Origin of the sequence: Streptomyces sp. SD31 (genome assembly GCF_052068475.1) — a bacterium.
GTDB lineage: Bacteria > Actinomycetota > Actinomycetes > Streptomycetales > Streptomycetaceae > Streptomyces.
The window spans coordinates 433,158-449,451 of sequence record NZ_JBQHCX010000007.1 but is presented as its reverse complement, the minus strand read 5'-3'; the positions used below and the strand labels follow the sequence as shown (position 1 = coordinate 449,451).

Below are 16,294 nucleotides of genomic sequence, written 5' to 3'. Positions count from 1 at the left end.
TGACCCCCCTATCCGCACGCAGCTCCAAAGGTCCACGCCGGGCGGGCCCGAAATGCCCGTACTGCGGGTGCTACGAATGAGGCCGATCGATTTCCTGATCCCGAGAAGGGCGTTCTTCGATGACTCAGGTGAATCCGGCGGTCGGCCTCGGCCTTCCTTCCTCCACTTTCATGAATCCGGCCGATGTCACCGACGCGGTGCTCGGCGGGAACGTCCTCGGAGTCGTCAACTACACGACCGAGCCGACCGATCCGGGCATCGAGAACGGCGCGCTGACGATCGGCCTGCACATGGCGCACACGGCGGACGAGGCGTTCGCCGAGGTGTGGACCACCGACCGGCCGGTGGAGACCGGAGTGGTGCGGGAGGTCGCCTACGCGCACGACGGCGAGTATCTGATCGTGGCGGGCCGCATCCCCCAGGCCGGTCGCTATACGGAAGCCACCCGTGCCGCGTACTGCACCGCGCTGGAGCTGATGGACGGCCTCGGCTACAAGAACTGCTTCCGGATGTGGAACTTCGTGGCCGACATCAACGGGGACAACGCCGACGGCCTGGAGGTCTACCGCGACTTCTGCCGGGGGCGCGCGGAGGCGTTCGAGCTGTTCCACTTCGGGGACCAGGAGGTGCCCTCCGCCACCGGCATCGGCGCGCTGGGCGGCGGGATCTCCTTCTACTTCCTGGTCAGCCGGTCGGCCGCGCCGACCTCGGTGGAGAACTCCAAGCAGGTGTCCGCCTACCACTACCCGCAGCAGTACGGCCCGCGCCCGCCGAAGTTCGCGCGCGCCACCTACCTCGCCGAGACGCACACCGACCGCAGCGGCGGGCAGATCTATGTGTCGGGCACCGCGAGCATACGAGGACACGAGACGCTGTACGAGGGCGATCTGGTGAAGCAGGTGGAACTCTCGCTGGACAACATCGCCCACCTCATTTCCCGGGACAATCTCGCCGCCCATGAGATCGAGCGGCGCACCGGACTGAGCGACCTCGACAACATCAAGGTGTACGTGCGCCACCGCGAGGACATTCCCGTCGTACGCCGAATGTGCTCGGAGTATTTCTCACCCGCCGCGAGGACCGCCTATTTGAACGTCGACGTCTGCCGTTCCGGTCTCCTGGTGGAGATCGAGGGAATCGTCCCCTGAAGCCCTGTCGCACAACTGGGCAATCACCTCGACACCTCGGCCCTATCATCCGGGAGGCGTGATCGATTCCGTTTCCCGACCGCGGAGATGCCCCCCATGATGCCGTCCTCAGCAGCGCGCTCCGGCCCCGCCGCCTCCGGTCTCACCGCGGACGTCGCGGTGGTCGGGTGCGGCCCGGTGGGACTCGTACTGTCCATCCTGCTGGCCCACCGCGGATGGCAGGTCGTCATCCTGGAGAAGTACGAGAACCAGTACCCGTTCCCGCGCGTGGTCGCCTTCGACGGCGAGACCGCACGCACGTTCGCCACGGCGGGCATCGGTGCCGAGCTGATGGAACTGGGCGAGCCGCTCGGGCAGTACATGTTCCAGAACGGCGCGGGCCGGGAGCTGTTCAGCTTCGAGGCACCGTACGAGCCCGGCCGCGACGGCTGGCCGATCGCCACCGTCATGCACCAGCCGACATTCGAGAAGGCGCTGCGCGCACATGTCGCCGAACTGCCGAACGTCACCGCCCTGTTCGGGCACGAGGTGCGGCAGATCACCGACCACGGCGACCATGTCGAGATCACCGCCCCGGGCGCCGGCGAGCCGGCGGACGGGCGGGTCACGGCGTCGTACGTCGTCGGATGCGACGGCGCGAACAGCTTCGTGCGCGACGCCATGGGCGCGAAGCTGACCGACCTCGGCTTCGCGCACGACTGGCTGCTCGTCGACGTCGTGTTCCACGAGCCGCGCTCGTTCCGCCCCAACGACGTCCAGATCTGCGATCCGAACCGGCCGACCACGATCGTCGCCTCCGGCCGGGGCCACCGCCGCTGGGAGTTCATGCGGCTGCCGGGCGAGTCCGTCGAGGAGCTCAGCACCCACGAACGCATGTGGCAACTGCTCGCACCGTACGACGTGACGCCCGAGAACGCCGATCTGACCCGCAACATCGTCTACACGTTCCAGGCGGCCCTCGCCGACAGTTGGCGGGCCGGGCGGCTGCTGCTGGCCGGTGACTCGGCGCACCTGATGCCGCCGTTCGCGGGGCAGGGCATGTGCTCGGGCATCCGGGACGCGGCGAACCTGGCGTGGAAGCTGGACCTCGTGCTGCGCGGCACGGCCCGCGACACGCTGCTCGACGTGTACCAGGCGGAGCGGTCCCGGCAGGTGCGGCACACCATCGACATGTCCATCGAGGTCGGCAGGATCGTCTCCGAACTCGACCACGCGGCCGCCGCACGCCGCGACGCCTATCTGATCGGCCTGCACTCCCGGCCCGACGCTCCGTCGTTGTCGCCGTCGTGGTTCGCCCTGGAGGACGGTGTCGTACGCCGTGACGCCTCGGGGTCGGTGGCGCCGCGGGCCGGTGAGCTGTCGCCGCAGGGCGTGGTGGCGCGCGGCACGGTCAAGGACCGCTTCGACGAGGTGGTGGGCCGCGGCTTCCAGCTGATCACGACCGTCGACCCGTACGAGACACTGTCCGAGGACGACCTCGACTTCCTCAAGTCGATCGGGACGCGCCTGGTCCGGGTCCTGCCGGCGGGGATCCCGCCGAAGCGGGCGCGGGATCACGAAGTGGTGGACGTGCAGCGGACGTATCTGCCCTACCTGGCGCAGACCCGCCAGACGGGGGTGCTGGTGCGGCCGGACCACTATGTGTTCGGGTTCGCCGCGGACCGCGCCGACCTGTCGGTGCTGGTCGGTGAACTGCGCGAGCAGCTGCACCTGGCCTGACCCGGTTCAGGCCGTGTCCGGCAGATGGCTGTGCAGGCCGGTCGGCAGGTCCTTGCGGTACTTCACGTTGAGTTTGCGGTAGACCCGGGTGAGGTGCTGCTCGATGGTGCTCGGGGTGATGAACAGCTTGCCGGCGATCTCCCGGTTGGTGAGGCCGACCGCGGCGAGCGCCGCCACGCGCCTCTCCGCGTCGGTGAGCCGGGAGATCGGGTCGGTCGGCGGCTGTTCCTCGGATGACTCGTCGTCGGGCCCGCGCCGGCTGGGCAGGAGTTCGTCGCGCAGCGCCGTCGCGTCGCACACGTTCGCCACGTGCCAGGCGCGCCGGGCGACGCTCCAGGCCCGCCGGTGCTCGCGCAGCGCCTGGTGCGCGTTGCTCAAGTCGCCCAGTGCGCGGGCGAGTTCGTACTGGTCGCCGCACTCCTGAAGGACGGCGACGGCCTCGTCGAGCAGCCGGGGCCGGTGCTGGGGCGCGGTGGTCGCCGCGAGCAGGCGCAGGGCCACGCCGCGGGTGCGCGAGGTCTCCGGGCCGAGCCGGGCGAGCTGTTCGCCCAGGAGCCGTTTGGCCTCGTCGCGGTTCTTGCCGTGCCGCAGCCACGCCTCGGCGGCACTGGTACGCCATGGCACGAGCACCGACTGGTCGATGCCCCACTCGGTCATCAGCTCGCCGCACGAGAGGAAGTCCGCGAGCGCGGCGTAGTGCCGGTCGGTGGCCAGGTAGTGGTGGCCGCGGGCGTGCAGGTAGGGCAGGCCGTAGCGGCTCTGGAACATGGCGTCGGGCACGGGCTGGGTGAGGTGGGCAGCGGCCTCCTCGTGCCTGCCCTGCTTGGTCGCCGTCTCGACGAGGACGCCCAGCGGGGCGCCGACCGCGACTCCCCAGCCGCCCGGGGGCATGAGGGTGAGCGCGTCGCGGGCGTGGGCGTGGGCCCCGGCGAGGTCGCCCTCGCGCAGGGCGATGTCGCCGCGCACCCCGGCGTAGAGCGCCTGTGCCACGGCGAGGTCCCTGGCCCGGGCGTCGTCGAGGAGTTTGTCGCACCAGGACCGGGCGAGGTCGAGGCGGCCGGCGTGCACGAGGGCGTGCAGCGCGGGCAGTGCCGTCTGGGGCCCCCAGGACATGCCGTCGCTCGGCCGCGCGACCTGCAGCACGTGCTCGGCGTCGGTGACGGCGTGTTCGTCGGGCCCCTGGGTGAGGACGGTCGTCAGCGCCGTCACGGCCCTGAGTGCCGGGCCGGTGGTGCGGCCGGCCGGTCCGCTGTCGCGGTCGGTCCCGGCGGGTGGCCGGGTGCGTCGGGCGAGCGGCGGGTGGGTGCAGGCCAGCCACAGCTCGGTGGTCCGGTCGGCGGTGCCCGGCTGGTGGCGGGCGCGCCGCAGCCGTTCCATCGCCTCGGCCGCCTCGTCGACGCGCCCGTGCCACAGCAGGGGCGGCACCAGGGAGCGCACATCGCGGTCGGACAGCCGCCCGGCGCGCATCGCGTCGGTGACGGTGGTGAGCCGGCGGCCCGCGGCGGCGGGGTTGACCCGCGACTCCACGCGCACCAGCTTCGCCGCGATCGCCGCCTGCCGGTGTGCCTCGGGGCAGGCGCGGTGGGCGCGTTCGAGGCAGCGCAGCGCCGTGTCGATCCGTTCCTCGCGCAGCGCGTGCTCGGCGGCCTCCTCGAACACCGGTACCGCCCAGCTCTCGTCGGCCCTGTCGGCTCCGTCGGCGCGCAGCAGGTAGGGCGCCACCTCGGTCGCGGGCGCTCCCTCGTCGTGCAGCAGCAGAGCGGCGGTCCGGTGGGTCCGGCCGCGTTCGTCGGCGGGCATGTCGTCGAGTACGGCGGTGCGGGCGGCGTCGGTGCGGAAGCGGCCGTCGGCCAGCAGCCCGGCGTCGGTCAGGAGGTCGAGCGCCGAGCGCACCGCCTCGACATCGAGGCCGGCGAGGCGGCCCAGCCGCTCGACGGTGGCGTGGGCGCCGGTGACGGCGAGCGCGCGGGCGACCGCCACGACGTACGGCTCGCAGCGGTGGACACAGCTGACGAGGGCCCGGCGGAACCCGGGGCCGGGCGCCGGTACGCCGTCCGCGTCCGGCCCGGCCGTCCGCCGGTCGGCGAGCAGGCACCGGGCCAGCAGCGGGTTCCCCCCGGTGAGCGCCATGGCCTCGCGGCCCGCGTCGGCGCCGCCGAACAGGTCGGTTATGCCCGCCTCCGACAGGGGCGCCACGCCGATCTCATGGCAGTGCGGGTGCCGTGACAGCTCGGTGTGCAGCGGGGAGTGGGCGACGCCGGGGCTCGCCGTGCGGGCGAGGAGCAGCAGGATGCCGGCCCGGCCGAGGCGGCGGACGAGCGACAGCAGCCAGTGCAGGGACTGCGGGTCCGCGTGCTGCACGTCGTCGACGCCGATCACCAGCGGGCTGTCCGCGGCGAGGTCGAGCAACGCCAGGCACAGCGTGTGCAGTTGGTGGGCGGTCGCGGGTCCCGCGGTCCGGGCCGCCGCGTCGAGCAGGTCCCTGACCTCGGCAGGCGCGCCGAGCGCATGCAGGAGCTGGCCGGCCACGCCGAAGGGCAGGTCGCGTTCGAGGGCCGAGCAGGTCGCGGACACGAACCGTTCGCCGCAGCGGTCGCCGAACCGGTGCAGCAGCTCGGTCCTGCCGCAAGCCACCGGGCCCGTCACGAGGGCGACCCGGCCCGATCCGGCGACGGCGTCCGACAGCAGCGCGGTGAGGTTGGCCCACTGGGCGTCGCGTTCGATCAGTCCCGTGCACCCCGCCTCGGCGCGCCGGTCCGTGCCGGTCATGTCGCTGCACCTCTCACCTGGGGCCCTTCCGACGGAGTCCGCGCGGCGTCGCGATGCCCGTCAGGCGCTCTCACCGCACCGCGAGAGCACGAACGGACGCCGCTCCCTCTGGTACGGAGATCCGTCAGAAGGGCCCATGGCCGCGTGCTCATCGTCGCGGCCGCGGACGGGGTGCCGAAAGCGCAGCACAGAGGTTCTAGGGCATCACCTGGACATCGGGCGGGCGGCAACTCTAGGGCTTCACCTCGACATGGCCCGCACCCGGCGACACCGGCACACGGCGTCGGGCAGGCTCGGCGCCACCAGCAGATTCCGCGGTGCCAGATTCCGTCATGCCGCCTGAAGGGTGCAGCCATGAGTCAGCGGCCGATCCTGTTCGTCAGCCTGCCCGAGAGCGGTCTGTTGAACCCGATGTTGGTGCTCGCGGAGGAACTGTCCCGTCGCGGCGTGGCCGACCTGTGGTTCGCCACCGACGACAAGGCGCGCGAGGAGGTCGCGGCGACGGCGGTCGGCTCCCCCGTCGAGTTCCTCTCCCTGGGCGAGGTCGTCTCCGAGATGTCCTCGGTGACCTGGGACGACAGCACGTATGCGGCGGTGACGCAGCGGTCGCGGTTCAAGGCGCGGCGCGCCGTGATCGAGCAGACCGACCGGCCCGCGCTGCGGGTGCCCAAGTACCGGGCGCTGGAAGAGGCGGTGGAGAAGATCCGGCCGGCCCTGATGGTCGTGGAGAGCATGTGCCAGTTCGGCTGGGAGCTCGCCATCTCCAAGGGGATCCCGTTCGTGCTCAGCGACCCGTTCGTGCCGTCGAACCTGCTGACCTCGGCCGTGCCGATCGGGCCCTCGCACACCCCCAAGGGCTTCCCGGTGCCGCACTCGGGCCTGCCCGCCGACATGTCGTTCCTGCAGCGGTGGCAGAACAGGCTGTTCCAGTGGCGGACGCTGGCCATGGCGTTCGGGAAGTTCAACAAGGAGCGCAACGCGGTCGACGCGCGGGTGCGGGCGGAGCTGGGCATCGCCCCTGAGGCGTACGGCCAGTTCTGCCGCGTGGAGCGGTCCGAGCTGGTGCTGTGCTACTCGATCCCGGAGATGGACTACGCCTTCGACATCCCGGCGAAGCTGCGCACGGTCGGCGCGCTGGTGCCGCCGCTGCCGCAGTGCCCGCCCGGCGAGCTGTCCGCCTGGCTCGACGCGCAGGGGTCCGTGGTCTACATGGGCTTCGGCACGATCACCCGGCTCACGGCCGGGCAGGTGCGGGCGTTCGTGGAGGTGGCCCGGCGGCTGGAGGGCCGGCACGCGGTGCTGTGGAAGCTGCCGCGCGACCAACAGGCCCATCTGCCCGCGGACCTGCCGGGGAACCTGCGGGTGGAGACCTGGGTGCCGTCGCAGCTGGACGTGCTGGCGCACCCGAACGTGAAGGTGTTCTTCACCCACGCGGGCGGCAACGCGTACACGGAGAGCATCCACTTCGGCAAGCCGATGGTGTCCCGTCCGCTGTGGGTCGACTGCTACGACCAGGCCGTGCGCGCCGAGAGCTTCGGCGTGGGGCTCACGCTGTCGAAGCCGCACACCGTCGACCCCGACGACGTGCTCGACAAGCTGACGCGCGTGCTCGACGACCCCGCGTTCACCGAGAACGCCCGGCGTCTGGCCGCGCTGCAACAGGCCGCCGGCGGCCGGACCGCCGCCGCCGACCTGATCCTGGACCTGCCCGCGCTGTCTTCGGAAGTGAGTCGATGAGCTTCACGTATCCCGTGTCGATGCCGTCGCTGAAGGGCAACGAGCTCGACTACGTCACCCAGGCCGTCACCAGCGGCTGGATCTCCTCGCAAGGGCCTTACGTGCCCCGCTTCGAGGAGGCGTTCGCCGCCTACAACGGGGTGGCCCACGGGGTGGCCTGCTCCTCGGGGACGACCGCGCTGACGCTCGCGCTGCGCGCCCTCGGGGTCGGTCCCGGCGACGAGGTGATCGTGCCGGAGTTCACGATGATCGCGTCCGCGTGGGCGGTCACGTACACGGGCGCCACGCCGGTGTTCGTGGACTGCGCCGACGACCTCGACATCGATGTGACGAGGATCGAGGAGAAGATCACCCCGCGCACCAAGGTGATCATGCCGGTGCACATCTACGGCCGGCGCTGCGACATGGACGCGATCCTGGAGCTGGCGTACGAGTACAACCTGCGCGTGGTGGAGGACTCCGCGGAGGCGCACGGCATCGCGCCGACCGGCGACATAGCCGCGTTCTCCCTGTTCGCCAACAAGATCATCTCGGCGGGCGAGGGCGGCATCTGCCTGACCGACGACCCCCATCTGGCCCGCCAGATGGCGCATCTGCGCGGCATGGCGTTCACCCGGGACCACAGCTTCCTGCACAAGAAGCTCGCCTACAACTTCCGCATGACCAACCTCCAGGCGGCCGTGGCGCTGGCCCAGACCGAGCGGCTGGACGAGATCCTGGCCACCCGGGCACGGATCGAGAAGCGCTACGACGAGGGACTGCGCGGCATCGACGGCATCACCTTGATGCCGGAGCGGGACGTGCTGTGGATGTACGACCTGCGCGCCGAACGCCGGGAGGAACTCCGGGAGTTCCTCGCCGGCCGGGGCATCGAGACCCGCCTGTTCTTCAAGCCCATGAGCCGCCAGCCCGGCTATCTGGACCCGGTCTGGCCGACGCTGAACGCGAACCGCTTCGCCGAGGACGGCCTGTATCTGCCGACGCACACCGAACTGACCGAGGAAGACCAGGAGTTCATCGTGGCGCAGGTCCGCGCGTTCTACGAGGTGTCGTCATGACCTCCTCCCCCACGGCCGGCGCCGAGGCCGACGCCGAGGACGAGATCGTCCCGTTCGTGCTGCGCCGCCCCGGCGCCCCGTTCCCGCCCCCCGAGTACACGGACTTCCGGCAGCGGCCCGGCCTGGTGAAGGCCGCACTGCCCTCGGGCGACACGGTGTGGCTGGTGACCCGGCACGAGGAGGTGCGCCAGATCCTCACCGATCCGCGCATCAGCGCCAACCCCGCGCACCCGGGCTTCCCCCGCCCTTCGCGCACCGGGGGCGTGCCCACCGCCGACGAGGTCCCGGGCTGGTTCGTGGCGCTCGACCCGCCGGACCACACCAAGTTCCGCAAGGCGCTGATCCCCGAGTTCACAGTGCGCCGCATCCGCGCGCTGCGGCCGGTCGTCGAGGAGATCGTCGACCACACCATCGACCAGATGCTCGCCCGGGGCGACACCGCCGACCTCGTCGAGGACTTCGCGCTGTCGGTGCCGTCGCTGGTGATCTCGTCCCTGCTCGGTGTGCCCAAGGTGGACCGCGGCTTCTTCGAGGCCAAGACGAAGGTCCTCGTCACCATCAACTCGACCGACGAGGAACGCGACAACGCCTCCCAGCAACTGCTGCGCTACCTCAACCGGCTGATCGCGATCAAGACCAAGCGGCCCGGCGACGACCTGATCAGCAAGCTGGTCGAGGGCGGGCTGCTGTCCCCGCAGGAGCTCTCCGGCGTGGCCATGCTGCTGCTGATCGCCGGCCACGAGACGACGGCCAACAACATCGCCCTCGGCGCGGTCACCCTGCTGAACGACCCTCGGTGGATCGGCGACGAGCGCACGATCGAGGAACTGCTGCGCTTCCACTCGGTCGCCGACCTGGTGGCGCTGCGCGTGGTGGTGGAGGACATCGAGATCGGCGGCCGGCTGCTGCGGGCCGGCGAGGGCGTCGTACCGCTGGTGGCCGGCGCCAACCACGACCCCGCGGCCTTCGACCACCCGCATGTGTTCGACCCGTCCCGGTCCGCGCACGGGCATGTGGCGTTCGGCTACGGCGTCCACCAGTGCCTGGGGCAGAACCTGGTGCGTCTGGAGCTGGAGGTCGCCTACCAGAAGCTGTTCGCCCGCATCCCGACCCTGCAGATCGCGGTTCCGCCGGAGGAACTGCCGTTCAAGTACGACGGGGTGCTCTTCGGACTCCACGCACTGCCGGTGCGGTGGTAGCGCCCCTTCAGCGCCCCTTCCCGGAGGAAAGATCATGACGCGCATCAGTGTGGACACCGACAAGTGCATCGGGGCGGCGCAGTGTGTGCTGACCGCGCCCGAGGTGTTCGACCAGGACGACGACGGGTTCGTCGCCCTCCTGCAGGAGGAGCCGGAGGGGCCGGAGGAGCGTTCGGCACGGATGGCCAGGTCGGTCTGTCCGGCTCAGGCGATCACCGTGCACGAGTGACCCGCCCCCGAACGCTTCCGAGCATCGAAACGGCCCCCGCCCTTGGGCGGGGGCCGCTTTTCGTGCGGGTCACCAGGTGACGGGGAACCTCGCCAGGCCGCCGGCCAGCCGGCCGCCGGGGTGCGACTCCAGTTCGGCCTCCGGCACCGCGAGGCGCAGCGAGGGCAGGCGGGAGAACAGTGCGGTGTAGGCAACGGCCAGGATGATGCGCACCAGCGGCGCGCCCGTGCAGTGCCGCATGCCGTGCCCGAACGTGAAGTGCGGGTTGGGCGTGCGGGTGACGTCGAAGCGGGACGGCTCCTCGAAGGCGCGGGCGTCGTGGTTGGCCAGCGAGAAGTCGAGCATCACCAGGTCGCCCTCGGCGATGGTGACCCCGCCGATCTCGATGTCCTCGCTCGCGTACCGGGGCAGCACGGGGCTGCCGATCGTGGCGCGCATGACCTCGTCGACCGCCCGGACCATGACGTTCGGGTCGGCCATGGCGAGGGCGAGCTGGTCGGGGTTGCGCAGGAACAGCAGCACCCCGAAGTCGAGGTGGGAGGCGAGCCCGGACAGGCCGGTGAACAGCAGCGTGACCGTGTGCAGTCCGATCTCCTCGTCGGTGAGACCGGAGTCGATGAAGCGGGAGATCACGTCGTCGCCGGGTTCGTCACGGCGTTTGGCGCCCAGCTCGGCGGCGTAGCCGAACAGGGCGTCCATGCCGGACTCGGCGTGCTGCCGGTCGGTGTCGCCGACGGTGTCCATCATGGCGAGCAGCCGCCGGCGGTCCTCGGCGGGGACGCCGACCATGTCGCACAGCGCCTGCTGGGAGTACTCCATCGAGTAGGACTCGTGCAGGTCCGCGGTCGGGCCGGCGGCGATGATCCCGTCGAGCGTGGCGTGCGCGATCGCCTCGACGCGGGAGCGGCGGTCGAGGACCTTCCGGGCCGCGAAGCTCTTGGTGTACAGGACACGCTTGTTCTCGTGGGCGCGCCGCTCGGTCTCCACGTCGTCGCTGGTGACGAGCATGTCCAGCATCGGGTTGCGGAAGAACCGGGGCGCGTTCTGCGGATCCTTGTGCGAGCGGCCGAGGCGGTGGTCCTGCAGCAGCGCCTTGACCTCGGCGTGGCGGGTCACCAGCCACCCCTCGTCGCCGGCGGGCGTGAGGATGCGGCACACGGGGGCCTGTTCCTGCAGACGCAGGCGGATGTCGCTGAAGGCGAGGATCGAGGGCTGTTCGACCCCGATCAGGGGCAGTTGCTGTGCGGTGGACATGGGTTCCTTCCGGCTGGTGGGGGTGGCTGGGGCCCGCTGGTGGGGGTGGCTAGGGCCGGTCGGTGGCCAGGGTGGTGAGCCAGTCCTCGATCACGCCGGCGGTCAGGGCGGCGTCCTCCTTGACCATGGCCATGTGGTCGGTGGGCACGATGCGGATCTCGTCCGCGGGTACGGACACCTCCTGGCCGGTGGTCGTGAACTCCGTGCCGTCCACTTCCCGGCCGCACCGCACGAGCAGCTTCGGCACGGTGGGGTGCAGGCCGGTGTCGGTGATGCGGACGAACCAGTGGGCCATCGCCGACAGGCGCGCACTGTTCAGGTTCACCGCGGGCGAGTCCATGGTGGTGAAGTAGTTGGTGGTGACCGAGTCGAAGTCGAGGCCCTCGTTGGTGTCGTAGTTGAGGCTGAGCGTGTCGAGCATGATCACGGCTTCGGGGGCGATGCCCCAGGTCTCCTCCAGCACGGCCGCGGCGAGGTAGGCCAGGGTGCCGCCGGAGGAGTGCCCGACCAGGCAGAACGGTTCACCATCGCTGGCGTGCAGCACGCTCTCGGCGACCCAGCGCACGGCGGCCGCGGTGTCCCTGGGCAGCGGCTCGCCCGGCTCGAACCCGATCAGCGGCAGCGCCGACACCTGCCGTTTGCCGCGCAGGTGCGCCGCGAGGCGGGCGTACATGTGGACGCCGGCGGTCGCGCCGGGCGCGCTGACGCAGATCAGCTTGGGCAGCGCCGGGCCGTCGGCGAGGGTCACCGCCGTGGGCAGGTCCTCCAGTTCGGCCGGGGTCTCGAACATCGGGCGCAGGTTCGCCACGGCCTTCAGCAGGCTCAGGCCCTGCAGCACCTTGCCGGTCGACACCGACTCCATGAACAGCCCGAACACGGTGTCGGACGGGTCGATGGCGGCGCCGGTACCGGCGGAGGCCGCGGCCGGGCCATGGAGCGTGCCGAGGTCGGCGAGCAGGGTCCGGGCGAGGTTCGCCGGGGTCTTGTTGTCGAAGACGATGGAGCCCGCCAGCTTGCGGCCGCCCAGCAGTTCGCCCAGCTGGTTGCGGAGTTCGACGGCGATGAGCGAGTCGAAGCCCAGCTCCAGGAAGTCCTTCTCCGGGTCGACGGCGCTCGGGTCGGGGTGGCCGAGCAGCGCCGCCGAGGTGCCCACGACGAGGTCGCGCAGCAGGGTCTCGCGGGCCTCGGGGCCGGCGCCGCGCAGCCGGTCCAGGACGGTGACGGCGGCCTTCTCGGCGGGCACCGCGGTGGGCGCGTCGGTGAGGAGGCCGCGCAGCAGCGGGGCGACGGGGCCGTGGGCCCGCTGGCCGGCCGGGTTGACGTACATCGGCACGAGCAGTGCCTCGTCGCGGGCGAGCGCCGCGTCGAACAGGGCGAGGCCCTGCTCCGCCGCGAGGGGCGGCATCCCGGAGCGCGCGATGCGTTCCATGGCGGCCTCGCTCAGCCCGCTCGTCATGCCGCTGTCCTGCGCCCAGGGACCCCACGCCAGCGAGACGGCGGGCAGCCCCTCGGCCCGGCGACGGACGGCGAGGGCGTCCAGGTAGGCGTTGGCGGCGGCGTAGTTGCCCTGCCCGGCGGCGCCCATGACGTTCGCGACCGACGAGTACAGCGCGAACACCGCGAGGTCCAGGTCCCGGGTGGCCCGGTGCAGATGCCAGGCACCGTCGGCCTTGGGGCGCAGCACCGCGTCGAGGCGTGCGGGGGTGAGGGTGTCGACGAGGCCGTCGTCCAGCACGCCGGCGGTGTGTGCGACACCGGTCAGCGGGTGGGCGGCGGGCACGGCGGCGAGCAGTTCCGCGACCGCGTCCGCGGTGGAGACGTCGGCGGCGACGACGGTGACCGAGGCGCCCCGCGCCTCGAGTTCGGCGCGCAGTTCTCCCGCGCCGGGCGCGTCGGGGCCGCGGCGGCCGGCGAGCAGCAGGTGCCGTATGCCGTGGCGGGCGACGAGGTGGCGGGCGAGTGCGGCGCCCAGGCCGCCGGTGCCGCCGGTGATCAGGACCGTGCCCTCGGGGTTCCAGGCGGGGGCGGACGGCGCGGTGGCGGGCAGTTCGGCGAGGCGGGCGACCTTGACGACGCCGTCGCGGACCAGCACCTGGGGCTCGTCCCACGACACCAGCCGTACGACCGTGGCGATCGACACGTCCGACGCGTCGAGGTCGACCAGGGTGAACCGGCCGGGGTGCTCCGCCTGTGCGGTGCGCACCAGGCCCCACGCCGCGGCGGCGGCCAGGTCCTCGCCGGTTGCCGCGCCCCGGCTGACGAACACCACGCGGGCGCTCTCGTACCGCAGGCTCTCCTGAAGCACCGTCAGGACCCGGGTCGTCGTGTCCCGCACGCTGTCGGGCGTCTCGGCACCCGACACCGACACGACGAACACGTCCGGCGCGGCGGCCTGGCCCGCGGCGTCGGCCAGGGTCTCGCCGTAGCCGGTGACGGTCTGGCCCGCGCTGTAGAGGACGTGGGCCACGTCGAACTCGTCGGTGCCGACCACGGCCCAGCGGGCGGTGGCCACGGGCACGCCGTCCAGCGGGGCGGTGACCCACTCGACCTCGTGGAGCGCGGGGCGGTGGGCCTGCTGCGGTCCGGCGTACGGGCCGCCCGGCGCCATGGTGGACTGCGGCCAGAACCGGTGCCGGTCGAACGGGTAGGTGGGCAGGTCGACCCGGCGGCCACCGGCGTAGAACGACGACCAGTCGACCTTCGCGCCGGCCGTGTGGAGCCGGGCGAGCGCGGTGACGAGGGCGGTCTCCTCGGGCCGGTCCCGGCGCAGCAGGGGCACACAGCCGTCGACGAGGGCGGAGAGCACGCCGACCGGGCCGACCTCGACGAAGGTGGCGTCGCCGATCGCGGCGACGTGGTCGGCGAACCGCACCGCGTCTCGTACGTGCCGCACCCAGTACTCGGGCGAGGTGACGTCGCCGGTCGTGGCGATGGGCAGGCGCGGCGTGTGGAAGGCGAGGTCCTTGATGGAGCTGCGGAACTCGTCGAGCATCGGCTCCATCAGCGGCGAGTGGAAGGCGTGGCTGACGCGCAGCCGCTTGTGCTCCCAGCGTTCGGCGATCCGCAGGACCTCGCTCTCCTCGCCGGCGATCACCACGGAGTCGGGGCCGTTGACGGCGGCGACGGAGACCTGCGCGGTGAGGTGCGGGAGAACGTCCGCCTCGGTGGCCGTCACCGACACCATGGCGCCGCCTGCGGGCAGGGCCTGCATCAGGCGGGCTCGGGCGGTGACCAGCGTGGCCGCGTCCTGCAGCGTGAGGACTCCGGCGACATGTGCGGCGGCGATCTCGCCGATCGAGTGCCCGGCGAGGTGGTCGGGCTTGATGCCGTAGGACTCCAGCAGGCGGTAGAGGGCGACTTCGAGGGCGAAGAGCGCGGGCTGGGTGTTGCCGGTGCGGTTCAGGGCCTCCTCGTCGTCGCCCCAGATCACGTCGCGCAGCCCGGGGTCCAGGAGCGCGAGCGCCTCGTCGAGGGCGGTGCGGAACACCGGGAAGCGGTCGTACAACTCGCGCCCCATGCCCAGGCGTTGGGCGCCCTGGCCGGAGAACAGCACGGCGAGCGGGCGGCGGGTCACCGTGCCCCGGGCGAGCACGTCGCCGTCGAGGAGTACGGCTCGGTGCTCGAAGGAGGTGGAGCGGGTGGTCAGCAGGGAGTACCCGATATCGACAGCGCCGACGGGGTCGCCGGAAAGCTGTTGTGCCTGCTCCACACGTGAGTTCAGGGCGGTGTCGGACTTGGCGGAGACCAGCCACGGGACCGAGGAGGGGACCGCAGAGGCGGCCGGGCGCTCACCGGCCGCGGGCGCTTCCTCAGCCGGCCCCACCTCAGCCGGCCCCACCTCAGCCGATGCCTCCTCGACCGGCGCCTCCTGGATGATCACGTGCGCGTTGGTGCCGCTGACACCGAACGACGACACACCGGCCCGGCGCGGCTTCTCCGTGGGCGGCCACGGCACGGCGGAGGTGAGCAGTTCGACGTTCCCGGCCGTCCAGTCGACGTGCGAGGTCGGCTCGGTGACATGCAGGGTGGGCGGCAGTTCGGCGTGGCGCAGCGCCATCACCGTCTTGATCACCCCGGCGACGCCGGCGGCGGCCTGGGTGTGACCGATGTTCGACTTGATCGCGCCCAGCCGCAGCGGCGTCTCACGGTCCTGTCCGTAGGCGGCGATCAGCGCCTGTGCCTCGATGGGGTCGCCGAGTGTCGTGCCGGTGCCGTGCGCCTCGACGGCGTCCACGTCGGACGGGGTGAGGCCGCCGGAGGCGAGCGCGGCGCGGATCACCTCGCGCTGGGCGGGGCCGTTGGGCGCGGACAGCCCGTTGGAGGCGCCGTCCTGGTTGATGGCGCTGCCCGCGAGCACGGCGAGCACGGGGTGGCCGTTGCGGCGGGCGTCGGACAGCTTCTCGACGAGCAGCACGCCGATGCCCTCGGACCAGCCGGTGCCGTCGGCGTCGTCGGAGAACGCCTTGCAGCGGCCGTCGGCCGCCAGGCCGCCCTGGCGGGTGAACCCGGCGAAGTTCGACGCCGTCGTCATGACGGTGACGCCGCCCGCGAGGGCGAGGGAGCACTCGCCGCCCCGCAGCGCCTGCGCCGCCAAGTGCAGGGCGACCAGCGAGGAGGAGCAGGCGGTGTCGAGGGTGAGCGAGGGGCCTTCCAGGCCGAGCGTGTAGGAGACCCGGCCGGAGATCACGCTGGCCGCCGTGCCCATGCCGGCGTGGCCCTCGACGTCCTCCTGCGAGGCGATCAGCACATGGCCGTAATCCTGGCCGTTGGTGCCGACGAACACGCCGGTCCGGCTGCCGCGCAGCGTCACCGGGTCGATCCCGGCGCGTTCGATCGCCTCCCACGAGGTCTCCAGCAGCAGCCGCTGCTGCGGGTCCATGGCCAGCGCCTCACGCGGGGAGATGCCGAAGAAGCCGGGGTCGAACTCGGCCGCGTCGTACAGGAATCCGCCCTGCAGGGTGGCGCTGTCGCCGCCGGCGAGCGTGCCCAGGTCCCAGCCCCGGTCGGTGGGGAAGCCGGAGACGGCGTCCCGGCCCGAGGACACCAGGTCCCACAGGTCCTCGGGCGAGCGGACGTCGCCGGGGAACCGGCAGGCGATGCCGACGATCGCCACCGGTTCGTGCCGGGCGTTCTCCGCCTTCTCCAGCCGCTGCCGGGTCTGGTGCAGGTCGGCGGTGACCC

The 16,294-nt window shown here is 72.1% G+C and carries 8 protein-coding genes and 1 pseudogene; 6 read left to right on the top strand and 3 right to left on the bottom strand.

Annotation, left to right across the window (positions count from 1 at the left end; translation table 11 throughout):
• Positions 1–119 precede the first annotated feature (119 nt).
• Both ACTMVF_RS18115 and mhpA read left to right on the top strand, forming a co-directional pair.
• The gene (locus ACTMVF_RS18115) at positions 120–1,148 is read left to right on the top strand and encodes an FkbO/Hyg5 family chorismatase (RefSeq protein ID WP_441272077.1); all 1,029 of its coding nucleotides are present in this window, start codon (positions 120–122) and stop codon (positions 1,146–1,148) included.
• Positions 1,149–1,244: 96 nt separating this feature from the next.
• Positions 1,245–2,867 (top strand): bifunctional 3-(3-hydroxy-phenyl)propionate/3-hydroxycinnamic acid hydroxylase MhpA, encoded by a 1,623-nt coding sequence (gene mhpA, locus ACTMVF_RS18110; RefSeq protein WP_441272076.1) that lies wholly within the window; start codon positions 1,245–1,247, stop codon positions 2,865–2,867.
• A 6-nt stretch (positions 2,868–2,873) separates the two neighbouring features.
• Here mhpA and ACTMVF_RS18105 read toward each other — a convergent pair whose 3' ends face one another.
• Positions 2,874–5,636 carry an AAA family ATPase gene (locus ACTMVF_RS18105; RefSeq protein WP_441272075.1) on the bottom strand — a complete coding sequence of 921 codons (2,763 nt, stop codon included), beginning with the start codon at positions 5,634–5,636 and terminating at the stop codon, positions 2,874–2,876.
• A gap of 354 nt (positions 5,637–5,990) precedes the next feature.
• Here ACTMVF_RS18105 and ACTMVF_RS18100 point away from each other — a divergent pair, with 354 nt between their 5' ends.
• The 4 genes from ACTMVF_RS18100 to ACTMVF_RS18085 are packed head-to-tail and all read left to right on the top strand — an operon-like array spanning position 5,991 to position 9,859.
• Positions 5,991–7,373: a glycosyltransferase gene (locus tag ACTMVF_RS18100; protein WP_441272074.1), complete on the top strand. Its 1,383-nt coding sequence runs from the start codon at positions 5,991–5,993 to the stop codon at positions 7,371–7,373.
• Positions 7,370–8,431 (top strand): DegT/DnrJ/EryC1/StrS family aminotransferase, encoded by a 1,062-nt coding sequence (locus tag ACTMVF_RS18095; RefSeq protein WP_441272073.1) that lies wholly within the window; start codon positions 7,370–7,372, stop codon positions 8,429–8,431. Before ACTMVF_RS18100 ends, ACTMVF_RS18095 begins: the two co-directional genes overlap by 4 nt.
• Complete coding sequence (locus ACTMVF_RS18090; RefSeq protein WP_441272072.1) at positions 8,428–9,630, top strand: cytochrome P450; 1,203 nt, start codon at positions 8,428–8,430, stop codon at positions 9,628–9,630. The genes ACTMVF_RS18095 and ACTMVF_RS18090 overlap by 4 nt, the downstream gene beginning before the upstream one ends.
• Positions 9,631–9,664: 34 nt before the next feature.
• Entirely contained in the window at positions 9,665–9,859 is a 195-nt protein-coding gene (locus ACTMVF_RS18085) for a ferredoxin (protein ID WP_441272071.1), read from the top strand.
• A gap of 69 nt (positions 9,860–9,928) precedes the next feature.
• Here ACTMVF_RS18085 and ACTMVF_RS18080 read toward each other — a convergent pair whose 3' ends face one another.
• The gene (locus ACTMVF_RS18080; protein WP_441272070.1) at positions 9,929–11,113 is read right to left on the bottom strand and encodes a cytochrome P450; all 1,185 of its coding nucleotides are present in this window, start codon (positions 11,111–11,113) and stop codon (positions 9,929–9,931) included.
• Between the two features lie 49 nt (positions 11,114–11,162).
• A pseudogene (locus ACTMVF_RS18075) lies at positions 11,163–16,289 on the bottom strand (SDR family NAD(P)-dependent oxidoreductase); the annotation flags it as partial.
• Between the last annotated feature and the right edge of the window lie 5 nt (positions 16,290–16,294).

Coding starts and splice junctions, on each gene's coding strand:
- ACTMVF_RS18115 (WP_441272077.1), top strand. CDS start 120: ATGACTCAGGTGAATCCGGCGGTCGGCCTCGGCCTTCCTTCCTCCACT.
- mhpA (WP_441272076.1), top strand. CDS start 1,245: ATGATGCCGTCCTCAGCAGCGCGCTCCGGCCCCGCCGCCTCCGGTCTC.
- ACTMVF_RS18105 (WP_441272075.1), bottom strand. CDS start 5,636: ATGACCGGCACGGACCGGCGCGCCGAGGCGGGGTGCACGGGACTGATC.
- ACTMVF_RS18100 (WP_441272074.1), top strand. CDS start 5,991: ATGAGTCAGCGGCCGATCCTGTTCGTCAGCCTGCCCGAGAGCGGTCTG.
- ACTMVF_RS18095 (WP_441272073.1), top strand. CDS start 7,370: ATGAGCTTCACGTATCCCGTGTCGATGCCGTCGCTGAAGGGCAACGAG.
- ACTMVF_RS18090 (WP_441272072.1), top strand. CDS start 8,428: ATGACCTCCTCCCCCACGGCCGGCGCCGAGGCCGACGCCGAGGACGAG.
- ACTMVF_RS18085 (WP_441272071.1), top strand. CDS start 9,665: ATGACGCGCATCAGTGTGGACACCGACAAGTGCATCGGGGCGGCGCAG.
- ACTMVF_RS18080 (WP_441272070.1), bottom strand. CDS start 11,113: ATGTCCACCGCACAGCAACTGCCCCTGATCGGGGTCGAACAGCCCTCG.